3 protein-coding genes are annotated in these 17,862 nt (G+C 67.5%); all 3 read left to right on the top strand.

Annotated features, from left to right (window positions below):
- Window positions 1–396 precede the first annotated feature (396 nt).
- The 3 genes from MRQ36_RS02335 to MRQ36_RS02325 are packed head-to-tail and all read left to right on the top strand — an operon-like array spanning window position 397 to window position 17,860.
- Entirely contained in the window at window positions 397–8,148 is a 7,752-nt protein-coding gene (locus MRQ36_RS02335; RefSeq protein WP_242792312.1) for a non-ribosomal peptide synthetase, read from the top strand.
- Window positions 8,145–17,651 (top strand): non-ribosomal peptide synthetase, encoded by a 9,507-nt coding sequence (locus MRQ36_RS02330; RefSeq protein WP_242792310.1) that lies wholly within the window; start codon window positions 8,145–8,147, stop codon window positions 17,649–17,651. The genes MRQ36_RS02335 and MRQ36_RS02330 overlap by 4 nt, the downstream gene beginning before the upstream one ends.
- On the top strand, window positions 17,648–17,860 hold the full coding sequence (locus tag MRQ36_RS02325; protein WP_242792306.1) for an MbtH family protein: 213 nt from the start codon (window positions 17,648–17,650) through the stop codon (window positions 17,858–17,860). Before MRQ36_RS02330 ends, MRQ36_RS02325 begins: the two co-directional genes overlap by 4 nt.
- The last annotated feature ends 2 nt before the right edge of the window (window positions 17,861–17,862 follow it).

Below are 17,862 nucleotides of genomic sequence, written 5' to 3'. Positions count from 1 at the left end.
ACCGCAGGTCACCATTGGTGTCGGCAGATGCTTGGCATGCCGTCGGTGATCCACGGTCGGTCAACCGACTGCCGGTCATGGCCGACGGCGCCGCAGCGGCAGTGTGAGGTGATCAACCCTCGACGCAAATCCACGTGTGGCGGCGATCTACCGCTCTGGAGTGAATACCTCTACGTCCCGCACCGCATGATCCGCGTCCCGCCAACCCTGCAACGGTCACCATGCCCCGCTTGGTTACGACACAGCGCTTTAGGTGATCGTCGCTGTACTGGGCTTCCTTCTTGATCTCTGGCCAAACTCTTTCACCTTAGTGGTCGAACCTCTGCGATGCCTCGACGATTGGTCGCGAGGACGACGGGGTGGCGCGGATCCCATATCCGCGGGAGGGATACCTGGATGCGACGGATCGGCGTTACGTCGGCGCAGGAGGCTATGTGGCTCGCACAGCAGTTCGCACCGGACCGACCGAACAACGTGGCGTCGCTGTGGGATGTCAACGGTGACCTAAACCTACCCCTCCTCGATTCGGCGCTGAAGGCCGTCGTGGCGGAAGCGGACGCGCTTGCGGTGAACTTCCGTCGACAGGGCGACCATTTGTGGCTGGTCACCAGAGACATGGGAGGGTGGGAGCCGTTCCATGTCGATGTGAGCGACGCCGAGGATCCGGCCGAGGCCGCCCGGGACTTTGTGGCCGATCTAGTCGCTAGGCCCTTCGACCTTGAGCGGGACTCGCTCCTGCGGATTGGCTCGATCCGGCTGGGCGGTCACCGTCACCTCTTGGTCCTCGTGTTCCACCATATCCTCACCGACGCGTTCGGCGTCCTTACGCTGCTATCTCGCCGGATTGCCGAGGTCTATCGGGCGCTGAGTGAAGGCTCCGCCATCCCTGGCAACGCTACGTGGTCGTGGACTGACGCCACAAAGGGCGACGAGGCGTATCGGTCCTCGCGTCGGTTCGCCGACGCCGAGCGGTTCTGGCAGGAGTACCTCACCTATGAGGCAGCCGCAGCGCGGCTTCCTGCTGGTGTCCGCCCGTCTGCTGGCGCTCCCCACGCCGGGTACTGGGATAGGCTCACCCGACCGCTGGGCATGACCACGCGCACTGCGACGGTTCCCGCCGCCGAGGTCGCCTCCTGGACACGCCAGGCCGCGGCGTCGAGCGCGAGTGTCCCCGACCTTATCGCCGCAGCGGCAACAGCATACTTACGGCTCATGTGCGGCGTGTCCAAGCCACTGCACACCATCACGGTCAACCACCGCACTGGTGCCCTGCGGCGGTCGATGGGCCTCTTCTCGAACCGGGTGCCAGTTCAAGTCGAGGTGGCTCCTGCAGCGAGCCTTCTGGAGTTGGCCACAGCGCTGCGCCGCGAGCGCGTCGCCGTGCTCCGGCACGCCCGGCACGAAACCGCATTGATCAAGAGGGCCACCGGGCGCGCAGCCGAGACGCGCGGTCCGTTCGGTGCTGTCGTCAACGTCATTCCGTTCGTCGAAGCGCTCGACCTCGGTGACGGGGTGGCGCGATTTGCTGGTGGCACGTTCGGCCTCGCCGACGAGGTCATGGTCTGCATCTATACCGACGGCACTCGCAGTAGCGAGTTGTTTGTCCGCTTCGATGCGCCGAGTGCGCTCTACGGCGACGAGGACGTCGCCGGCCTGGTCGACAGATTCGTGATGTTTCTCCGCGCGGCCATGGCTGACCCTTCGGCGCGGGTAGCAGACGCCCCCGTGCTCCAAGACGGCGAGCAGCGGGCGCTGCTCGCCGGATGCTCGGGCCCGGCGGTGGCCGTGCCGGACGTCACGCTGACCGAGTTGCTTGAGCGACAGGCCCGCGCTACCCCTCACGCCCTTGCGGTGACCTTCGAGGGCGCGTCCCTGACCTACCAGGAGCTCGCCGACCGATCCGATCACCTCGCCCGCACGTTGACCGAGAACGGTTCCGGGCCCGAGCGGTTCATCGCCGTGGTGATTCCCCGCTCGCTGGAACTCGTCGTGGCGCTGGTCGCGGTGCTCAAGAGCGGTGCGGCCTACGTGCCGATTGATCCAGATTATCCAGCTGCTCGTATAGAGTTCATGCTCGCCGATGCCCAGCCCGTCCTCGTGCTGGGCGTCAAAACAGCCACCGAGAAGCTGTCCATCACCGGCATCCCCGTGATCACAGCAGACGACACTCCGATAGCCGACAGCCCCACTGCGGTCGCGCCCATCTCCACGGGGCATCCCGCGTATATGATCTATACGTCGGGCTCGACCGGCCAGCCCAAGGGCGTCGTCGTGCCACACTCCGCGATCGTAAACCGGTTGCTGTGGATGCAAGACCACTTCAGGTTGGACTCCACCGACCGGGTGCTGCAAAAGACGTCGGCTTCGTTCGACGTATCAGTCTGGGAGTTCTTCTGGCCGCTGATCGCCGGCGCGACGCTCGTCGTAGCCCGACCAGACGGCCACCGCGACCCCGCCTACCTCGCCGAGGTGATCGAGAAAGCTGGGGTCACCACGCTTCACTTCGTCCCGTCGATGCTCGCGGAGTTCGCCGACAACGAGATCGCACACTCCTGCGCTAGCCTGCGCCGCGTCGTGTGTAGCGGCGAGGCCCTGCCCGCCGCCCTGGCCGCCCGATTTTTCCGGCTGTTCGGCGTGCCCCTGTACAACCTGTACGGGCCGACCGAAGCGGCAGTGGACGTCACGGCCTGGCAATACCGGCCGGGCGTAACCACGATTCCGATCGGCACGCCGATCCAGAACACCACCATGCTGGTGCTCGACAGCAGTCTACGGCTGGTCCCGGCCGGCGTACGCGGCGAGCTTTACATCTCAGGTGCCGGCCTCGCGAGGGGCTACCACGGCCGCCAGGCTCTCACGGCGGAACGCTTCGTTGCGTGCCCGTTCGGGCCGCCCGGGCAGCGCATGTACCGCACCGGTGACCTGGCTCGCTGGAACGCCGACGGCCAACTTGAGTTCGAGGGCCGCGCGGACCACCAGGTAAAGATTCGCGGCTTTCGAGTCGAGCCCGCCGAGGTGGAAGCGGCGCTGGCCGCGCACCCCGGGGTGGCCAGGGCCGCAGTCCTCGCCAAAGCGGGCCGCGGTGCCGACGGCGCCAATCAGCTGGTCGCCTACGTCGTGCCAACCGCTTCAGGCGGCATCGACCGGCACGGCTCAGACTGGGATTTCCACACCGGGCTGGACATCACCGAGCTGCGGGCCTTCATCGCAGGTCGAATACCGGCACATCTGGTTCCCGCAGCCTTCGTCGTCCTGGATCGGCTGCCGCTGAGCGCGAACGGCAAGCTGGACCGCGGCGCGCTGCCGGAACCAGAGTTCACCCCCCGTGCCCACCGGCCGCCCGCCACCCCAGAGGAGCGGGTGCTCGCGGACGCATTTGCCGAGGTGCTAGGGCTGAGCGAGATCGGGGTGGACGACGACTTTTTCACCCTCGGTGGCGACAGCATCCGGGCGATCCAGGTGGTGACCCGCGCCCGCGCGAGCGGCCTCGTGTTCACCCCACGCGCCGTCTTTGAATGCCGCACCGTCGCCGCGCTAGCCGTCACCGCCACCCAGGGCACATCCCCGCCAGCGCTCGCCGAGCTCGACGGCGGCGGTGTCGGCCTGGTGCCGCTGCCGCCGATGGCGCGGCTAATCGCCGAGCGTGGCCCGGGCCTGGACCGGCTCGCCCAGTGGCTCGTACTGGAACTGCCCACCGGGGTGGACCACGACTCCCTCACCGCAGCCGTGGGCGCCGTGCTCGACCGGCACGACGTGCTGCGCTCGCGCCTGGTTGAGGGCGGCCTGCTCGTGCAGCCGCCCGGCACCCCTGACCCTGCGGCACTCATCAAGCAGTTGCGCTGTTCGGGGGATTGGAGCTGCGACTCCTGGGGGGAGCTGCTGGCCAAGGAGGCGACGGCGACGGTGCGTCACATCGACGCCCACGCGGGACGAATGCTCCGGCTCGTGTGGTTCGAGCCGGACGCAGGCGGACACGGACGGCTGCTGATCGTGGCTCACCACCTCGTGGTAGACGGGATGTCTTGGCGGGTGCTGCTGCCCGATTTGGCCGAAGCGTGGCGGCAGGTCCGCGCGGGCGCGACGCCGGAGCTACCCCCGGTCGGAACGTCATTGCGGCGGTGGCTGCAGGCGCTGTCGGACGAGGCGGCGCGGCCCGAGCGAATGGCCGAGCTCGCACTGTGGCGCGACTTACTGTCAGGCCCCGCGGCACCGGTCGGATCTCGACCGCTCGATCCCGTAGCGGATATCACTGCGGCGACGGAGACAGTCCGCCTACGGCTACCCGCCGACCTCACCAGTGCCGCGCTGACGGCCGTGCCGGCGGCATATCGCAGTGGCGCAGAGGAAGTACTCCTCACCGCTCTGCTCTTGGCGCTGGCACGGCACCGGCGTGGCGCGCCCGAGAGCGCTACGGTCGTCCGCCTAGAGGGGCATGGACGGCACGAGGAGCTGGTGCCCGGCGCGGACCTCTCTCGTACCGTCGGCTGGTTCACGAGTGTCCATCCCGTCCGGTTCGACCTGTCGGGAATCGATGTTGACGAGGCCATCGCCGGGGGAGCGGCGGCGGGGGAAGCCATCAAACGCGTCAAGGAGCAGCGGCGCGAACTACCCGGCGACGGCAACGGCTACACACTGCTGCGTTGCATGAACGACGAGACCGCGACGGTGCTGCGCCGGTACCCGGTGGACGACGTCCAGTTCAACTTCCTCGGACACTTCTCGTTCGCCCGTCCTCAGCCGGGAGGCGAGCCGGGGTGGACCCCGGCACCGGAGTTCGACGAGCTGGTCCCGGCACCCCATGCCTCCATGCCCGTGGTCAGCGCACTGGAGCTCAACGCCCTCGTGACCGATACCGGCGACGGTGCGCAGCTGACCGCCCTGTTCACCTTCGCCACCGGTGTGCTCAACGCCGACGAGGTCCACGCCCTGGCCGACACCTGGTATGCCGCCCTACGCGGCTTGCGGACCCTGGTAAACGGGGGCGCGACTGGCATGACTCCGCAGGACGTGCCGCTGGTGTCGGTGGACCAGCTCCAGCTGGACGACTGGCAACAACGCTTCGGCCGAATAAGTGACGTGTGGCCCCTCACCCCCCTGCAGGCGGGTCTGCTGTTTCACACGATGCTCACCGACACGGCGACCGGGGCCTACCAGACCCAGTTCGTGTTCCGGCTCAGCGGTCCGGTCGATCCGACGCGCCTGCGCGCCGCCGGCCAGGCCCTGATCAATCGGCACCCGAACCTGCGGGTGGCATTCCTCTCCACTAGCACCGGTGAACCCGTACAGGTCGTCGTCGACGACGTCTCGCTGCCCTGGCTGCACATTGACCTCACCGGCGAGCCGGCGGCGGATGAACGCTTCCAGCGCATTGTCGCCGCCGAACGGAATGCTCGATTCGACACCGACACGCCACCGCTGCTGCGGCTCGCCCTGGTCACATTGGGGTCGGAGCAGGCCGAGCTTATTCTCACCGCGCACCATGTGCTGTTCGACGGTTGGTCGCTGCCGCTGATCGAGCGGGAGCTGATCCGGCTCTATGCCGTAAACGGTCGGGACGCAGATCCGCCCACCACCGGCTACCGGCACTTCTTGCAATGGCTGGCACGGCAGGACCGGGCGTGGTCGGCACGCACGTGGAAGGCGGAACTGGCCGGGGTGGCAGAGCCCACCCTGCTAGCACCCGGGCCGCGGTCGGACCGTACAGGCAGCGGACAAGTGGTGGCCGCGCTTCCCGGGGAGGACGCCGCGCTGCTGGCGCGTCGAGCCGCGAGCATCGGCGTCACCGTCAACACCCTGGTGCAGGGCGCGTGGGCCGTCGTTCTTGGCTGCCTGACCGGCCGGGACGACGTGCTCTTCGGCGCCACCGTTTCCGGCCGTCACGCGGAACTGCCGGGGGTGGAGGCGGCAATCGGGCTGTTCATCAACACGGTGCCTGTGCGCGTACGGTGCGCACCGACCGACAGCATCGCGGAGATGTTGCGGCGGCTGCAGGACACCCAGGCACGGTTACTGGACCACCACCATGTCGGGCTCGCTGACATTCAGCGGTCACTCGGGATGAGCACGCTCTTCGACACGCTCATGGTCTTCGAGTCGTTCCCCGTCGACCGGGCGGGCCTCAGCGCCGCGAGCGCGGGATCGGACCTGACCGTGACCGGCGTTCGTCCGTACGCCCCACCCCACTACCCGCTGACTGTTATCGCAGCGGCCGATCCGCTGGTACGCCTATCCCTGCAGTACCAGCACGATGCCTTCACTCAAGACGAGGTGAAGGTCATCGCCGATCGGCTGATCAACGTGCTGAGGCAGATCGCGGCCGACCCGCAGGCACCCGTCGGTGCAATCGACGTGCTGACCGAGGAGGAACGGGATCGGGTTCTGCGCCGGTGGAACAACACCGCAACTGTGGTTCCTGAGGTGACCGTGCCCGAGTTGTTCGCCGCGCAGGCGGCGGCGACCCCGGACGCGGTGGCGGTCGAGCATGATGGCCGCACGGTGACCTACCGGGAGCTGAACGAGCGGGCCAACCGGTTGGCGCACTGGTTGATTGGGAGCGGTGTAGGACCGGAGTCCCGGGTGGTGGTGCTGCTGCCACGCTCGGTTGATTTGGTGGCGGCGCTGGTGGCCGTGTGGAAGGCGGGTGGGGCTTACATCCCGGTGGATCCGGACTACCCGGCCGCCCGCGTGCGGTCCGTGATCGAGGACAGCGCGCCGGTGCTGGTACTGGATGCGCGGCAGCTGGCTGAGGCGGACCTGATCGCCTGTTCCACCGACGAGCCGCCCGCCACCATTGACGCGCGGCACACCGCCTACACCATCTACACCTCCGGTTCTACTGGCAGACCGAAGGGCGTGGTCATCGAGCACGGAGCGCTGACCAACATCCTTCTCGGCATGCAGGACCGGTTCTCGCTCTCGCAGAATGACCGGGTCCTGGCGGTCGCTACGGTCGCATTCGACATCGCCGCGCTGGAGCTTTTCCTCCCTCTGCTGTGCGGAGCCAGGGTGGTGCTGGCGGGCACGGAGGAGGTAACCCAGCCCCTAGTGCTGCGCGACCTTCTCCGGCGGGCCGGCGTCACCGTTATGCAGGCGACCCCGGCGCTCTGGCAGGTGCTGGTCACCCACGCCGCGGAATGCCTGGCCGGGCTGCGGGTGATCTCCACCGGTGAGGCGCTGCCCGTGTCGCTGGCCGAGGAGCTGTGCGCGCACGCGGCCGAGGTGACCAATCTCTACGGCCCGACCGAGACCACCATCTACTCCACGGCCGCGCATCTCATGCCCGGCTCCTCGGGCATGCCCCCGTCCATCGGCGGTCCTGTCGCCAATTACCAGGTCTACGTCTTGGACCGAACCTTGCGTCCAGTTCCCCCCGGCGCGATCGGTGACCTCTGGATCGCCGGACGGGGTCTCGCCCGCGGTTACGCCGGCCAACCGGGGTTGACCGCCCACCGGTTCGTCGCGAACCCGTTCGGTCCGGCGAATTCCAGGATGTACCGCACCGGGGACCTCGCACGCTGGACCGACACCGGTGAGTTGGAGTACCTCGGCCGCTCCGATCACCAAATCAAACTGCGGGGCTTCCGCATCGAACCCGCCGAGATCGAGGGCACCCTGATCCGACACGAAGCCGTCCGCCAAGCCGTCGTTCTCTCCCGTGAGGACTCTCCCGACGACCGCAGGCTCGTGGCGTATGTCGTGCCCGAAGCCGGGCACGCGGAGCCGGTTCCCGAGCAGCTGCGGGCGTTCGTGGGAGAGAGTCTGCCCGGATACATGGTGCCGGCAGCCGTCGTCGTCCTACCCGAGCTGCCATTGACGCCGAATGGAAAGCTGGACCGTTCGGCGTTGCCAAGGCCGGAATTCAGCGGGGACGACTACCGGGCGCCGGAGTCCCCGCAAGAAGCAACGCTGTGCAGACTATTTGGTGAGGTATTAGGGGTCAACCGGGTCGGGGTCGACGACGACTTCTTCGCCCTGGGCGGCCACTCGCTGCTCGCCACCCGCCTGGTGGCGCGGGTCCGGGCGGAGCTGGGGGTGGAGATCCCGATCCGGACCCTCTTCACCTCACCGACCGTCGCTGAGTTGGCCCTTCGCTGGAGTGAGATGTCCGCCCCTGCTCGCAAGCCGCTGCGCAAAATGATCAAGAGGTGAACGAAGATATGATCCCCCTGTCATACGCGCAACGGCGCATCTGGTTCATCAACCGCTTTGAGGGTTCATCCTCGACGTACAACATTCCGCTGCTCCTGCGCTTCACCGGGACGCTTGACGCCGCCGCGCTGCGTGCCGCATTCCAGGACGTCATGGGGCGCCACGAGGTGCTCCGGACCGTCTTCGGGGAGCTGGACGGAGAGCCCTTCCAGCGCATCCTCGACCCAGCCGAGGTCGAGCTGCCCTGGAAGGACTGGGGTCGGGTAGCTCCGGACCGGGTGTCGGGTGTGATCTCATCGGTCACCCGAAGCTGGTTCGACCTGTCGACCGACGTGCCGCTCCGAGCGAGCCTCGTCCAGTACGGTGACGACCAGTTTCTGCTCGTGCTCGTGATCCACCACATCGCCGGTGACGGCGGGTCGTTGGCGCCGCTGGCGCGCGACGTCTCAGTGGCATACCGCGCGCGGGTGGCCGGTCGCGACCCGGAGTGGACGGACCTGCCGGTGCAGTACGCGGACTACGCGTTGTGGCAGCGCGAGGAACTCGGGGACGAGACGGATCCGCAGAGTCTGCTGTCTGTCCAGACAGCGTACTGGCGTGAGGAACTCGCCGGCGTGTCAAAACCGTTGCCGCTGCCGTGGGACCACCCGCGGCCGTCGGTGGCGAGCAACTTGGGCGGGTCGGTGCCCCTGGAGCTGCCTGCTGAGGTGCGCGCACGGGTGGAGGCGATGGCCCGGGCCCGCGGCGTCACAGTGTCGATGGTGTTCCAAGCCGCGCTGGTGGTGCTGCTGAACCGGATGGGCAGTGGCACCGACGTGGTGATCGGATCACCGATCGCGGGGCGTACCGACGAGGCACTGCATGACCTGATCGGGTTCTTCGTAAACTCTTGGGTGCTGCGAGTCCACGTCTCCCCGGAGTCGTCCTTCGAATCGGTTCTAGATCAAGTGCGGCAGAAGGCACTCGCGGCCTACGAGAACCAGGATGTCCCGTTCGAACGGCTGCTGGAGTCGTTGCGCCCGGAGCGTTCGGCTGCGTACCACCCGCTGTTCCAGGTGGTGCTCGCGTGGCAGAATAACGCCCCGCCGACGCTGGACATGCCGGGTCTAACAGTGTCGATGGAACCGATCCCCACAGGCACCGCGAAGTTCGACCTGTTCTTCAACTTGGCGCCAAACAAGTCCGACGGCTCGGTGATGGGGGAGATCGAGTACGCCACCGAACTCTTCGAACGCTCAACGGTGGAGGGGATCGCGGCGCGCTTCATACGCGTCGTGGAACAAACAATCGACGACCCAACGATCACCATCGACGCCCTCGACGTACCGGCCGTCGGCGAGCGGAAGCTCAGCACTGCGCCGACGCCGCCCACCGAGGCGATCTCACCTCTCAACGCGGCTGAGCGCCACAAGGTCTTGATCGAGTGGAACGACACGGCTCGCGACTTCCCCTGCCCGGGGCCGCTCCACCTGCTCTTCGAGCAACAGGCCGCCCGTCGGCCGGGAGCGGTCGCGCTGCGCTGGGCCAACGGGAGCATGACATACGGCGAGCTGAACGACCGGGCGAACCGGATCGCTTGGGACCTCAAGGAGCGCGGCGTCGGCCCGGAGACCGTCGTCGGCATCAGCATCCGCCGAGGTCCAGTCATGGTCGCTGCGGTCTTCGGCGTACTGAAGGCGGGCGGAGCGTACCTGCCGCTGGAGCCATCGTCCCCCGCCGAGCGTATCGCCAGCATGCTCGCCGACACCGGCGCACCACTGGTGCTGTCCACCTCAGACACGTCGACACCGGCCCTCCCTGTGGGTGTCGAGCTAGTCGAGGTGGCCGCCGAGGGGGAGTCGGCACCGCCCGGCTCAGCGGGGAACCCGGACCCGGTTACCGGACCCGACAACACCGCGTACGTCATCTTCACGTCCGGCAGCACCGGAAAGCCTAAGGGCGTCGTGATGACGCACCGACCCGTCTATAACCTACTCAACTGGTGTTACCGCACCTTCGACTTCGGCCCCGACGACATCGGCCTGTGCCTCACCTCGCTGGGGTTCGACCTCTCCGTCTTCGACATCTTCGGCCTGCTCGGATGCGGCGGTGGGCTGTACGTCGCCGACGAGGCTGAGCAGCGCGACCCTGAGCTGCTGCTGAATCTGCTGCTCACCCAGCCGATCACCTTCTGGAACTCAGTGCCGACCACGCTCAATCAGTTGCCCCCGCTGCTCTCTTCCGACAAAGAGTGGGACGGGACCGACAACCTGCGCCTGGTATTTCTCTCCGGTGACTACACGCCGCTGCCTTTGCCGGACGAGATTCGCAAGGTGTTCCGCCGCGCAGAGGTCATCAGCCTCGGCGGGGCGACCGAGGCAACAGTATGGTCCAACTACTTCCGCGTTCGCGAGATCGACCCGGCATGGCACAGCATCCCTTACGGCCGTCCCATCGACAACGCGCGCTACTACGTTCTCGACGAGCACATGCAGCCGTGCCCGATCGGCGTCGAAGGCGACCTGTACATCGGGGGAGACGTTCTCTGCGTCGGTTACGCCAACCGCCCGGATCTGACCGCCGAACGCTTCGTGCACGACCCCTTCAGTGACCGTGACAGTGACCGTCTCTACCGGACCGGCGACCGGGCCAGCTTCTTCCCCGACGGGAACATCTGCTTCCAGGGCCGGGCGGACAACCAGGTGAAGCTGCGCGGGTTCCGCGTCGAACCCGGCGAGATCGAGCACGTCCTGGTCCGGCACCCGGCCGTCCGCCAAGCCATCGTCACCGCGCGCGAAGACCAGCCCGGCGACCTGCGGCTGGTCGCCTACGTCGTCCCGGACACCAGCGCCCTGGACACCGCGGGCGGAGCGAGCGAGCAGGTCGACGAGTGGCAGGAGGTCTACGAGCAGGCATACGCCGACGGCGAAGACACCGACCTCGGTGACGACTTCACCGGCTGGAATAGCGCCTACACTGGCGAGCCGATCCAGCTCGAGGAGATGCGGGCCTGGCGGGACGCGGCGGTAGATCGCATCCTGTGCTGGTCGCCGAGGCATGTCCTCGAGCTTGGCGTTGGATCCGGGCTCCTACTCGCCCATATCGCGGGGCAGGTGGAAGAGTACTGGGCGACCGACTTCTCCGCATCGGTGATCGAACGACTACAGCAGCAGGTGGCAGGCGCCGGCTTGGCCGACCGCGCGGCACTGCGGTGCCAAGCCGCCGACGACTTGTCCGGCCTTCCCCGCAACCGATTCGACACCGTGGTCCTCAACTCCGTCGTGCAGTACTTCCCAAACGAGCAGTACTTGCAGCGGGTTCTCGACGGTGCGTGGGAGCTACTCGCGCCCGGCGGGCGGATTGTCCTGGGCGACATCCGACGGGCGGGCTCCCTCCGGGTCCTGCAGGCCGCCATCCTGCGGGCAAAGCACCCAGACGCTACGCCGGCCGTGCTGCGCAGCGCCGTTGGACAAGCCGTGCTGCTGGAGAAGGAGCTCGTTGTCGACCCCGAGTGGTTCCTGCGCTGGGCCACGAGGGCCGGCGGCGCCGGCGTCGACCTCCGGGTGAAGGACGGCACCGCCCACAACGAGCTCACCCGACACCGGTACGAGGTCGTGCTGCATAAGCCGGTCGGACAGGCCGATTTGCCATCCCTGGACGCCGTGCCCGCCATCGTGTGGGACGGTGACCTCGATAGGCTCGCCGAGCGGGTCGCCGCCCGAAAGGAAGCAGCCGTCCGCGTCACCGGCGTGCCGAACGCGCGCCTGACCGACGAGTGCGCCGCCGCACGCGAGCTGGGCGTGGAGGAGACCCTCGCGCCCGCAACGCCACCGCTCGATCCGGCCGCAGTTCGCGCGTGGGCGGAGCAGCACGGCTGGGATGCGGTCGTGGCATTGTCGGCGAGCGCGGTCGACCAAGTCGACGTGCTCATTTTTCAGGACGGCCCGAAGCCTGGCCGAATCCTGAGCAACACGTACGTTCCCGCGGCGGGGGACCGAATGCTGGTCAACAACCCTGCAGTGGCCAGCGGTATAACCACGCTGCTGCCCGCCCTGCGTACACATCTGCGGGACAGCCTGCCCGAGTACATGGTGCCCGCCGCGATCGTACCGATCGGTAGCGTGCCGCTGACTGACAACGGCAAGCCGGACCGTCGTGCGCTCCCCGTACCGGACTACACGGTAGGCAGCAGCGGACGAGCCCCGACGACGCCCGAGGAGAAGTCTCTCTGCGCACTCTTCGCCGGAGTGCTCGGACTCGACCGGGTCGGCGTGGACGACAACTTCTTCACCGTCGGCGGACACTCATTGCTCGCGACCAGGTTGGTCAGCCGGATTCGCGCGGTGCACGGCGTGGAAATCCCTATTCGGGTAATCTTCCAAGCACCCACAGTCGCCGAGCTGGCGGTGCACCTGACGAACGTGAACAACGTCCGACCATCGCTGCAACCTCAGGCCAGGCCGGAGCGGCTGCCGCTCTCCTTCGCCCAGCAGCGGTTGTGGTTCATCCACCGGTACGAAGGGCCCTCGGCGACCTACAACGTCTCGCTGGCCCTGCGAATGCGCGGCACACTCGCCGCGACAGCTCTGCGCAGTGCCGTGCATGACGTCGTGATGCGGCACGAATCTCTGCGTACCGTCTTCGGCGAGGCGGACGGCGAGCCGTATCAGCAGGTCATCGCCATGGATGAGGTCCAAGTGCCCTGGGAGGAGACCCAAGTCGCCGAGGCTGAACTCGACGCCGCCCTGCGCTCGGCCGCCCGCCGGCCCTTCGACCTCACCGCCGAGGTCCCCATCCGCGCGTGGTTGTTCCGGATCAGTGCCCGCGAATCGGTGTTCTTGATCGCCGCGCACCACATCGCGGCGGACGGCTGGTCGGCGCTGCCGCTCGCGAAGGATCTTGCTACCGCGTACGAGGCCAGATGCCGCGACGGGCGACCGGCGTGGGAACCGCTGCCGGTCCAGTATGCGGACTACACCCTGTGGCAACGGCAGCTGTTGGGCTCCAGTGACGACCCAGACAGCCTGTACCGGCGGCAGCTGGACTACTGGACGACCCAGTTGGCGGACCTGCCGGAAACCATCGACCTGCCTACCGACCGAGCCCGCCCCCCGGCGGCGTCGTACGAAGGTGACTTGGTCCCCCTCGACTTCGACGAGGAGCTCACCCAGGGCATCCGGCGGGTGGCCCGGCAGACCGGCGCCACGGTGTCCATGGTGCTCCACGCGGCGCTCGCCGCGATGCTCACCAGGCTGGGCGCAGGCACCGACGTGCCGATCGGCTCGCCCATCGCCGGCCGCACCGACGAGGCACTCAACGGGCTCGTGGGCTTCTTTGTCAACACCTGGGTGCTGCGGGCCGACGTCTCTGGTGACCCTAGTTTCGCCGAGCTCGTCGGCCGGGTGCGGGAACTGAGCTTGGCCGCCTACGACAACCAGGACATTCCGTTTGAACACCTCGTCGAGGTGCTCAACCCGGTGCGGTCGCCTGCCCACCATCCCCTGTTCCAGGTCTGCCTCGCCATGCAGAACAACGCGCGGCCAGAGTTCACCCTGCCGGGCCTGAGCGTGTCCGAGGAACTGTTCAACACCGGTGTTTCGCGCTTCGACCTGTTCATCAGCCTCGCCGAACGTGCCGACGACAGACTCAGCCGCATCTCCGGTTTCGCGGAGTACGCGACGGAGCTCTTCGACACCGACACGATCACCACGCTGCTCGACCGCTGGACGCACTTCCTGCGCCAAGTGGTGGCCGTACCGGAGACGCCCATCGGGGCTGTGAACCTCCTTACGGACGAAGAATCAGCGACGCTGGCCCGTTGGGGCGGTCAGGGCCGCGACGCGCCGCTCGAGGCGGTCCCGGTACACCAACGGTTCGCGACCGTGGCTGCTGCGCACCCAGATGTCACAGCACTGGTCACCGCGGACGGCGCGGACAGATGGACTTACGCCGAGCTGGACCGCTGGTCCAACCGCATCGCTCGCCATCTGCAGACGAGCGGTGCCCGCCCGCACGGTCGGGTCGCGCTGGTGCTCGACCGCTCGCCGTTGCTGGTCGCCACGGTCCTTGCGGTGCTAAAGACCGGAGCGGCATACGTTCCAGTCGACCCCGGCTACCCGAGCGAGCGCATCGACTTCATGCTCGCCGATCTCGCCCCCGACGTCGTCGTGGATTACAGCCTCGCGAATGAGGATCTTTCCGCCTATCCAGATTCGGCACCCGATATCCCTGATATCGGCGAGCACAGCGTCGCGTACGTGATGTACACATCCGGCTCGACCGGCCGCCCGAAGGGCGTCGAGGTGAGCCACCGCAACGTGGTTGACCTCGCACTCGACGACTGCTGGACCGGTGGAGCGCACCACCGCGTCCTAGTTCACTCACCACACACGTTCGACGCGTCGACATACGAGCTGTGGGTGCCGCTGCTCGGCGGCGGTACGGCGGTGGTAGCACCCGCAGGCCGGCTGGACATCGCGGTGCTGGCCCAGGCCATCGTCGAGCGCAAGGTGACCGGCGTGTGGCTGACCGCAGGCCTGTTCGCCGTGATGGCGGAGCAGCATCCGGAGTGCTTCGCGAAGGTCTCCGAGGTCTGGGCAGGGGGGGACGTACTGTCGCCGTCCGCGACCCGCCGGGTCCTCGACGCCTGCCCCGGTCTGGTGGTGGTGAACGGTTACGGCCCGACGGAGACCACCACGTTCGCCGCTCGGCATCGGGTGACCTCGGCGGACGAGTGCACCAACCCGCTGCCCATCGGTAGACCAATGCAGGGCACCGCACTGCGTGCTCTCGACGAGCGTCTCCGGCCCGTGCCGCCCGGAGTGGTGGGGGAGCTGTACATCGCGGGCGACGGTGTCGCTCGCGGCTACGCCGGCCGCGCAGGCCTAACCGCTAAGCGATTCGTGGCCGATCCGTTCGGGGCGCCCGGTAGGCGCATGTACCGCACGGGTGACTTGGTGCGCTGGAACTCTGCCGGGCTCCTGGAGTACCTGGGCCGGGTGGACGACCAGATCAAGGTCCGCGGCTTCCGCGTGGAACCGGGGGAGATCGAGGCTGCACTGCGCCGGCGCGCTGGTGTGGCACAGGCGGTGGCCACCGTCCGCATGGACCGGTCAGGTGAGCGCCACCTCGTCGCCTACGTAGTGCCCGACGCATCCGTCTCGTCGCAACAGGAGGCCGTCGAACAGGTCGATGAGTGGCGCGGCATCTATGACTCTATGTACGGTGCGAGCGAGGTGAGCCTGGAAGGGGTCGGCGACGACTTCACTGGCTGGAACAGCTCCTATACCGGTCGAGCCATTCCGCTCCCTGAGATGCGGGCATGGCGCGAGGCCATGGTGGAGCGAGTGCAGGCACTCCGCCCACGGCGGGTGCTGGAGATCGGCGTCGGCTCCGGCCTGCTGCTGGGCCCGCTGGCACCACGAGTTGAGGAGTACTGGGGCACCGATTTCTCCGCCCCCGTCATCGACCGTCTGCGCGCGCAGGTCGACGCCGACCCTCGGCTGTCGGACCGGGTGACTCTGCGCTGCCTGCCCGCCGACAAGCCCGGTGACCTGCCCGCAGCACATTTCGACACGGTGATTCTCAACTCGGTAGTGCAGTACTTCCCGGATGCTGAATACCTCACCAAGGTGCTCGACATCGCACTGGCTCGGCTGGCTCCGGGGGGACGAATCGTCATCGGTGACGTGCGTAACTATCGCACCCAGAGGTCGTTCAGCGCCGCGGTCCACCGTGCCCGGCACCCCGACGACCGGCCGTCCGCCGTGCAGGCCGCGGTCGAGCGCGCGGTCCTGGACGAGAAAGAACTGGTCATCGACCCCGACTACTTCACCCGATGGGCCGACGCGCGGCCTGAGGTGGTCGGCACCGACATTCGCCTCAAGAAGGGCAGCTACCACAACGAGCTCACTCGGCACCGCTTCGAGGTCGTGCTGCACAAGGAACCGGCTCAGCCCTTGGATCTCGCGGACCTGCCGGTCGCGGCCTGGGGATCGGAGGTGCGCGAGCTGACAGATGTAGAGTCAGCGCTGGCACGCCACGGCGGCCCTGTCCGTCTTGCCGGCATCCCGAACGCCAGGCTGGTCACCGAGGCCGGCGAGTGGGGCGGCACTATCGACGATCGGGGCTCACTCGACCCCGCTGAGCTCGAAGCGTGGGGTGCTGCCCGAGGGCTGGCGGTGTACTGCACGTGGTCGATGGAGGCAGCGGAGCACTTCGACGCAGTCGTGCTGCCCGATGTCGGCGCCTTCGTCTGCGCCGGTGTGTACCGGCCCGCGCGCATCAGCTCCGGGCGACTCACCAACACGCCTGCGGTCTCGGTTCGGGCGTCCCGGCTGCCGTCGCTGCTACGCGAGGACCTGGCCCGCGAACTGCCAGGATTCATGATGCCGAGCGAGATCATGCTCCTCGACCAGCTGCCGCTCACCAGGAATGGGAAGGTCGACCGCGCCGCGCTGCCGGATCCCGACCCGGTTGCCGGTGCGTATCGGGCCCCCCGCACCCCACGCGAGGAGTCCCTCGCAGGGCTATTCGCCGAGGTGCTGGGGCTGGACCGGGTCGGCATCGACGATGACTTCTTCGCCTGCGGTGGCCACTCGCTGCGACTGACCCGCCTTGTCTGGCAGATCCACGAGAAGCTGGGCATCGACGTGCCCATCAGGACGGTGTTCCAACACCCCACGGTGGCGGAACTCGCGGAGCAGTTGTCCGCGGACACGGAGGTGAGCTTCGAGGACCCGTTCGCCGTTCTGCTACCGATCCGCACTGCGGGGGACAATCCGCCGCTGTGGTGGCTACACCCAGGCGGGGGACTGAGCTGGCCGTACCTGAGCTTCGGACGACACATCGACCCAGCATGGCCCCTCTACGGCATCCAAGCCCGCGGTTTCGACGGGCTTACGCCCCCGTCGACTTCGATCGAGGACATGGTCGATGACTATGTGCGACAGGTGCAGGAGGTCCAGCCTCGTGGCCCGTACTACCTGCTGGGCTGGTCCTTCGGTGGCACGCTAGCGCATGCCATGGCTGCGGAGCTGCAGCGCCGTGGGCACGAGGTGGCGCTCCTGGCGCTGCTGGACGCCGCGCCAGCCAGCCACTTCGCCGACCTGGAAGCCCTCGACGAGAGGGAGGTGCGCGTCTTCCTCGCCAACTACATGGGCCATCTGAAGGGAATGGAGGAGTACGAGTTCCTGGTCGGCACCGCGTCGTCGATCTTCGTGGACCACATGGAGCAGATGCGGCATTACACCTCGCGCCGGTACCGCGGCGATGTCGTCTTCTTCAACGCGCTGCTTGACCCAGAGACCCACGACAAGCGCCAGCTAGACGAGGAAATGGACATGCTCTGGCAGCAGTACGTCGATGGCCGGGTGCACCGTTACGACATTGCCTGCGCTCACAACGAAATGTACTGGCCGCGTAACGCGGCCGAGATTAGCCGTGTCATCAACCGGATGCTCCGCGCCGGCGTGGCCTCTGGCCAGCAATTGACTGATGGAACGACTTCTGGAGGCGATAAGTGACCACCAACCCGTTCGATGACGAGGACGGTCAGTTCTACGTGCTGGTCAACGACGAGGATCAGCACTCACTCTGGCCGACGTTCGCAGACGTACCTGCCGGGTGGCGCTCAGTCTTCGGTCCGGCCAGCCATGCGGAGAGCCTCGCGTACGTCGAGGCGAACTGGACGGACATGCGGCCCAACAGCCTGCGGGAAGTCACGCACGGTTAACG

The sequence above is a fragment of the Micromonospora sp. R77 genome (genome assembly GCF_022747945.1).
Lineage (GTDB): Bacteria > Actinomycetota > Actinomycetes > Mycobacteriales > Micromonosporaceae > Micromonospora.
The sequence above is the reverse complement of the archived record's forward strand: the minus strand, read 5'-3'. Positions and strand labels throughout refer to the sequence as shown.

Excerpts from the sequence above, each read along its gene's own strand:
- MRQ36_RS02335 (WP_242792312.1), top strand. The coding sequence starts at position 397 with ATGCGACGGATCGGCGTTACGTCGGCGCAGGAGGCTATGTGGCTCGCA.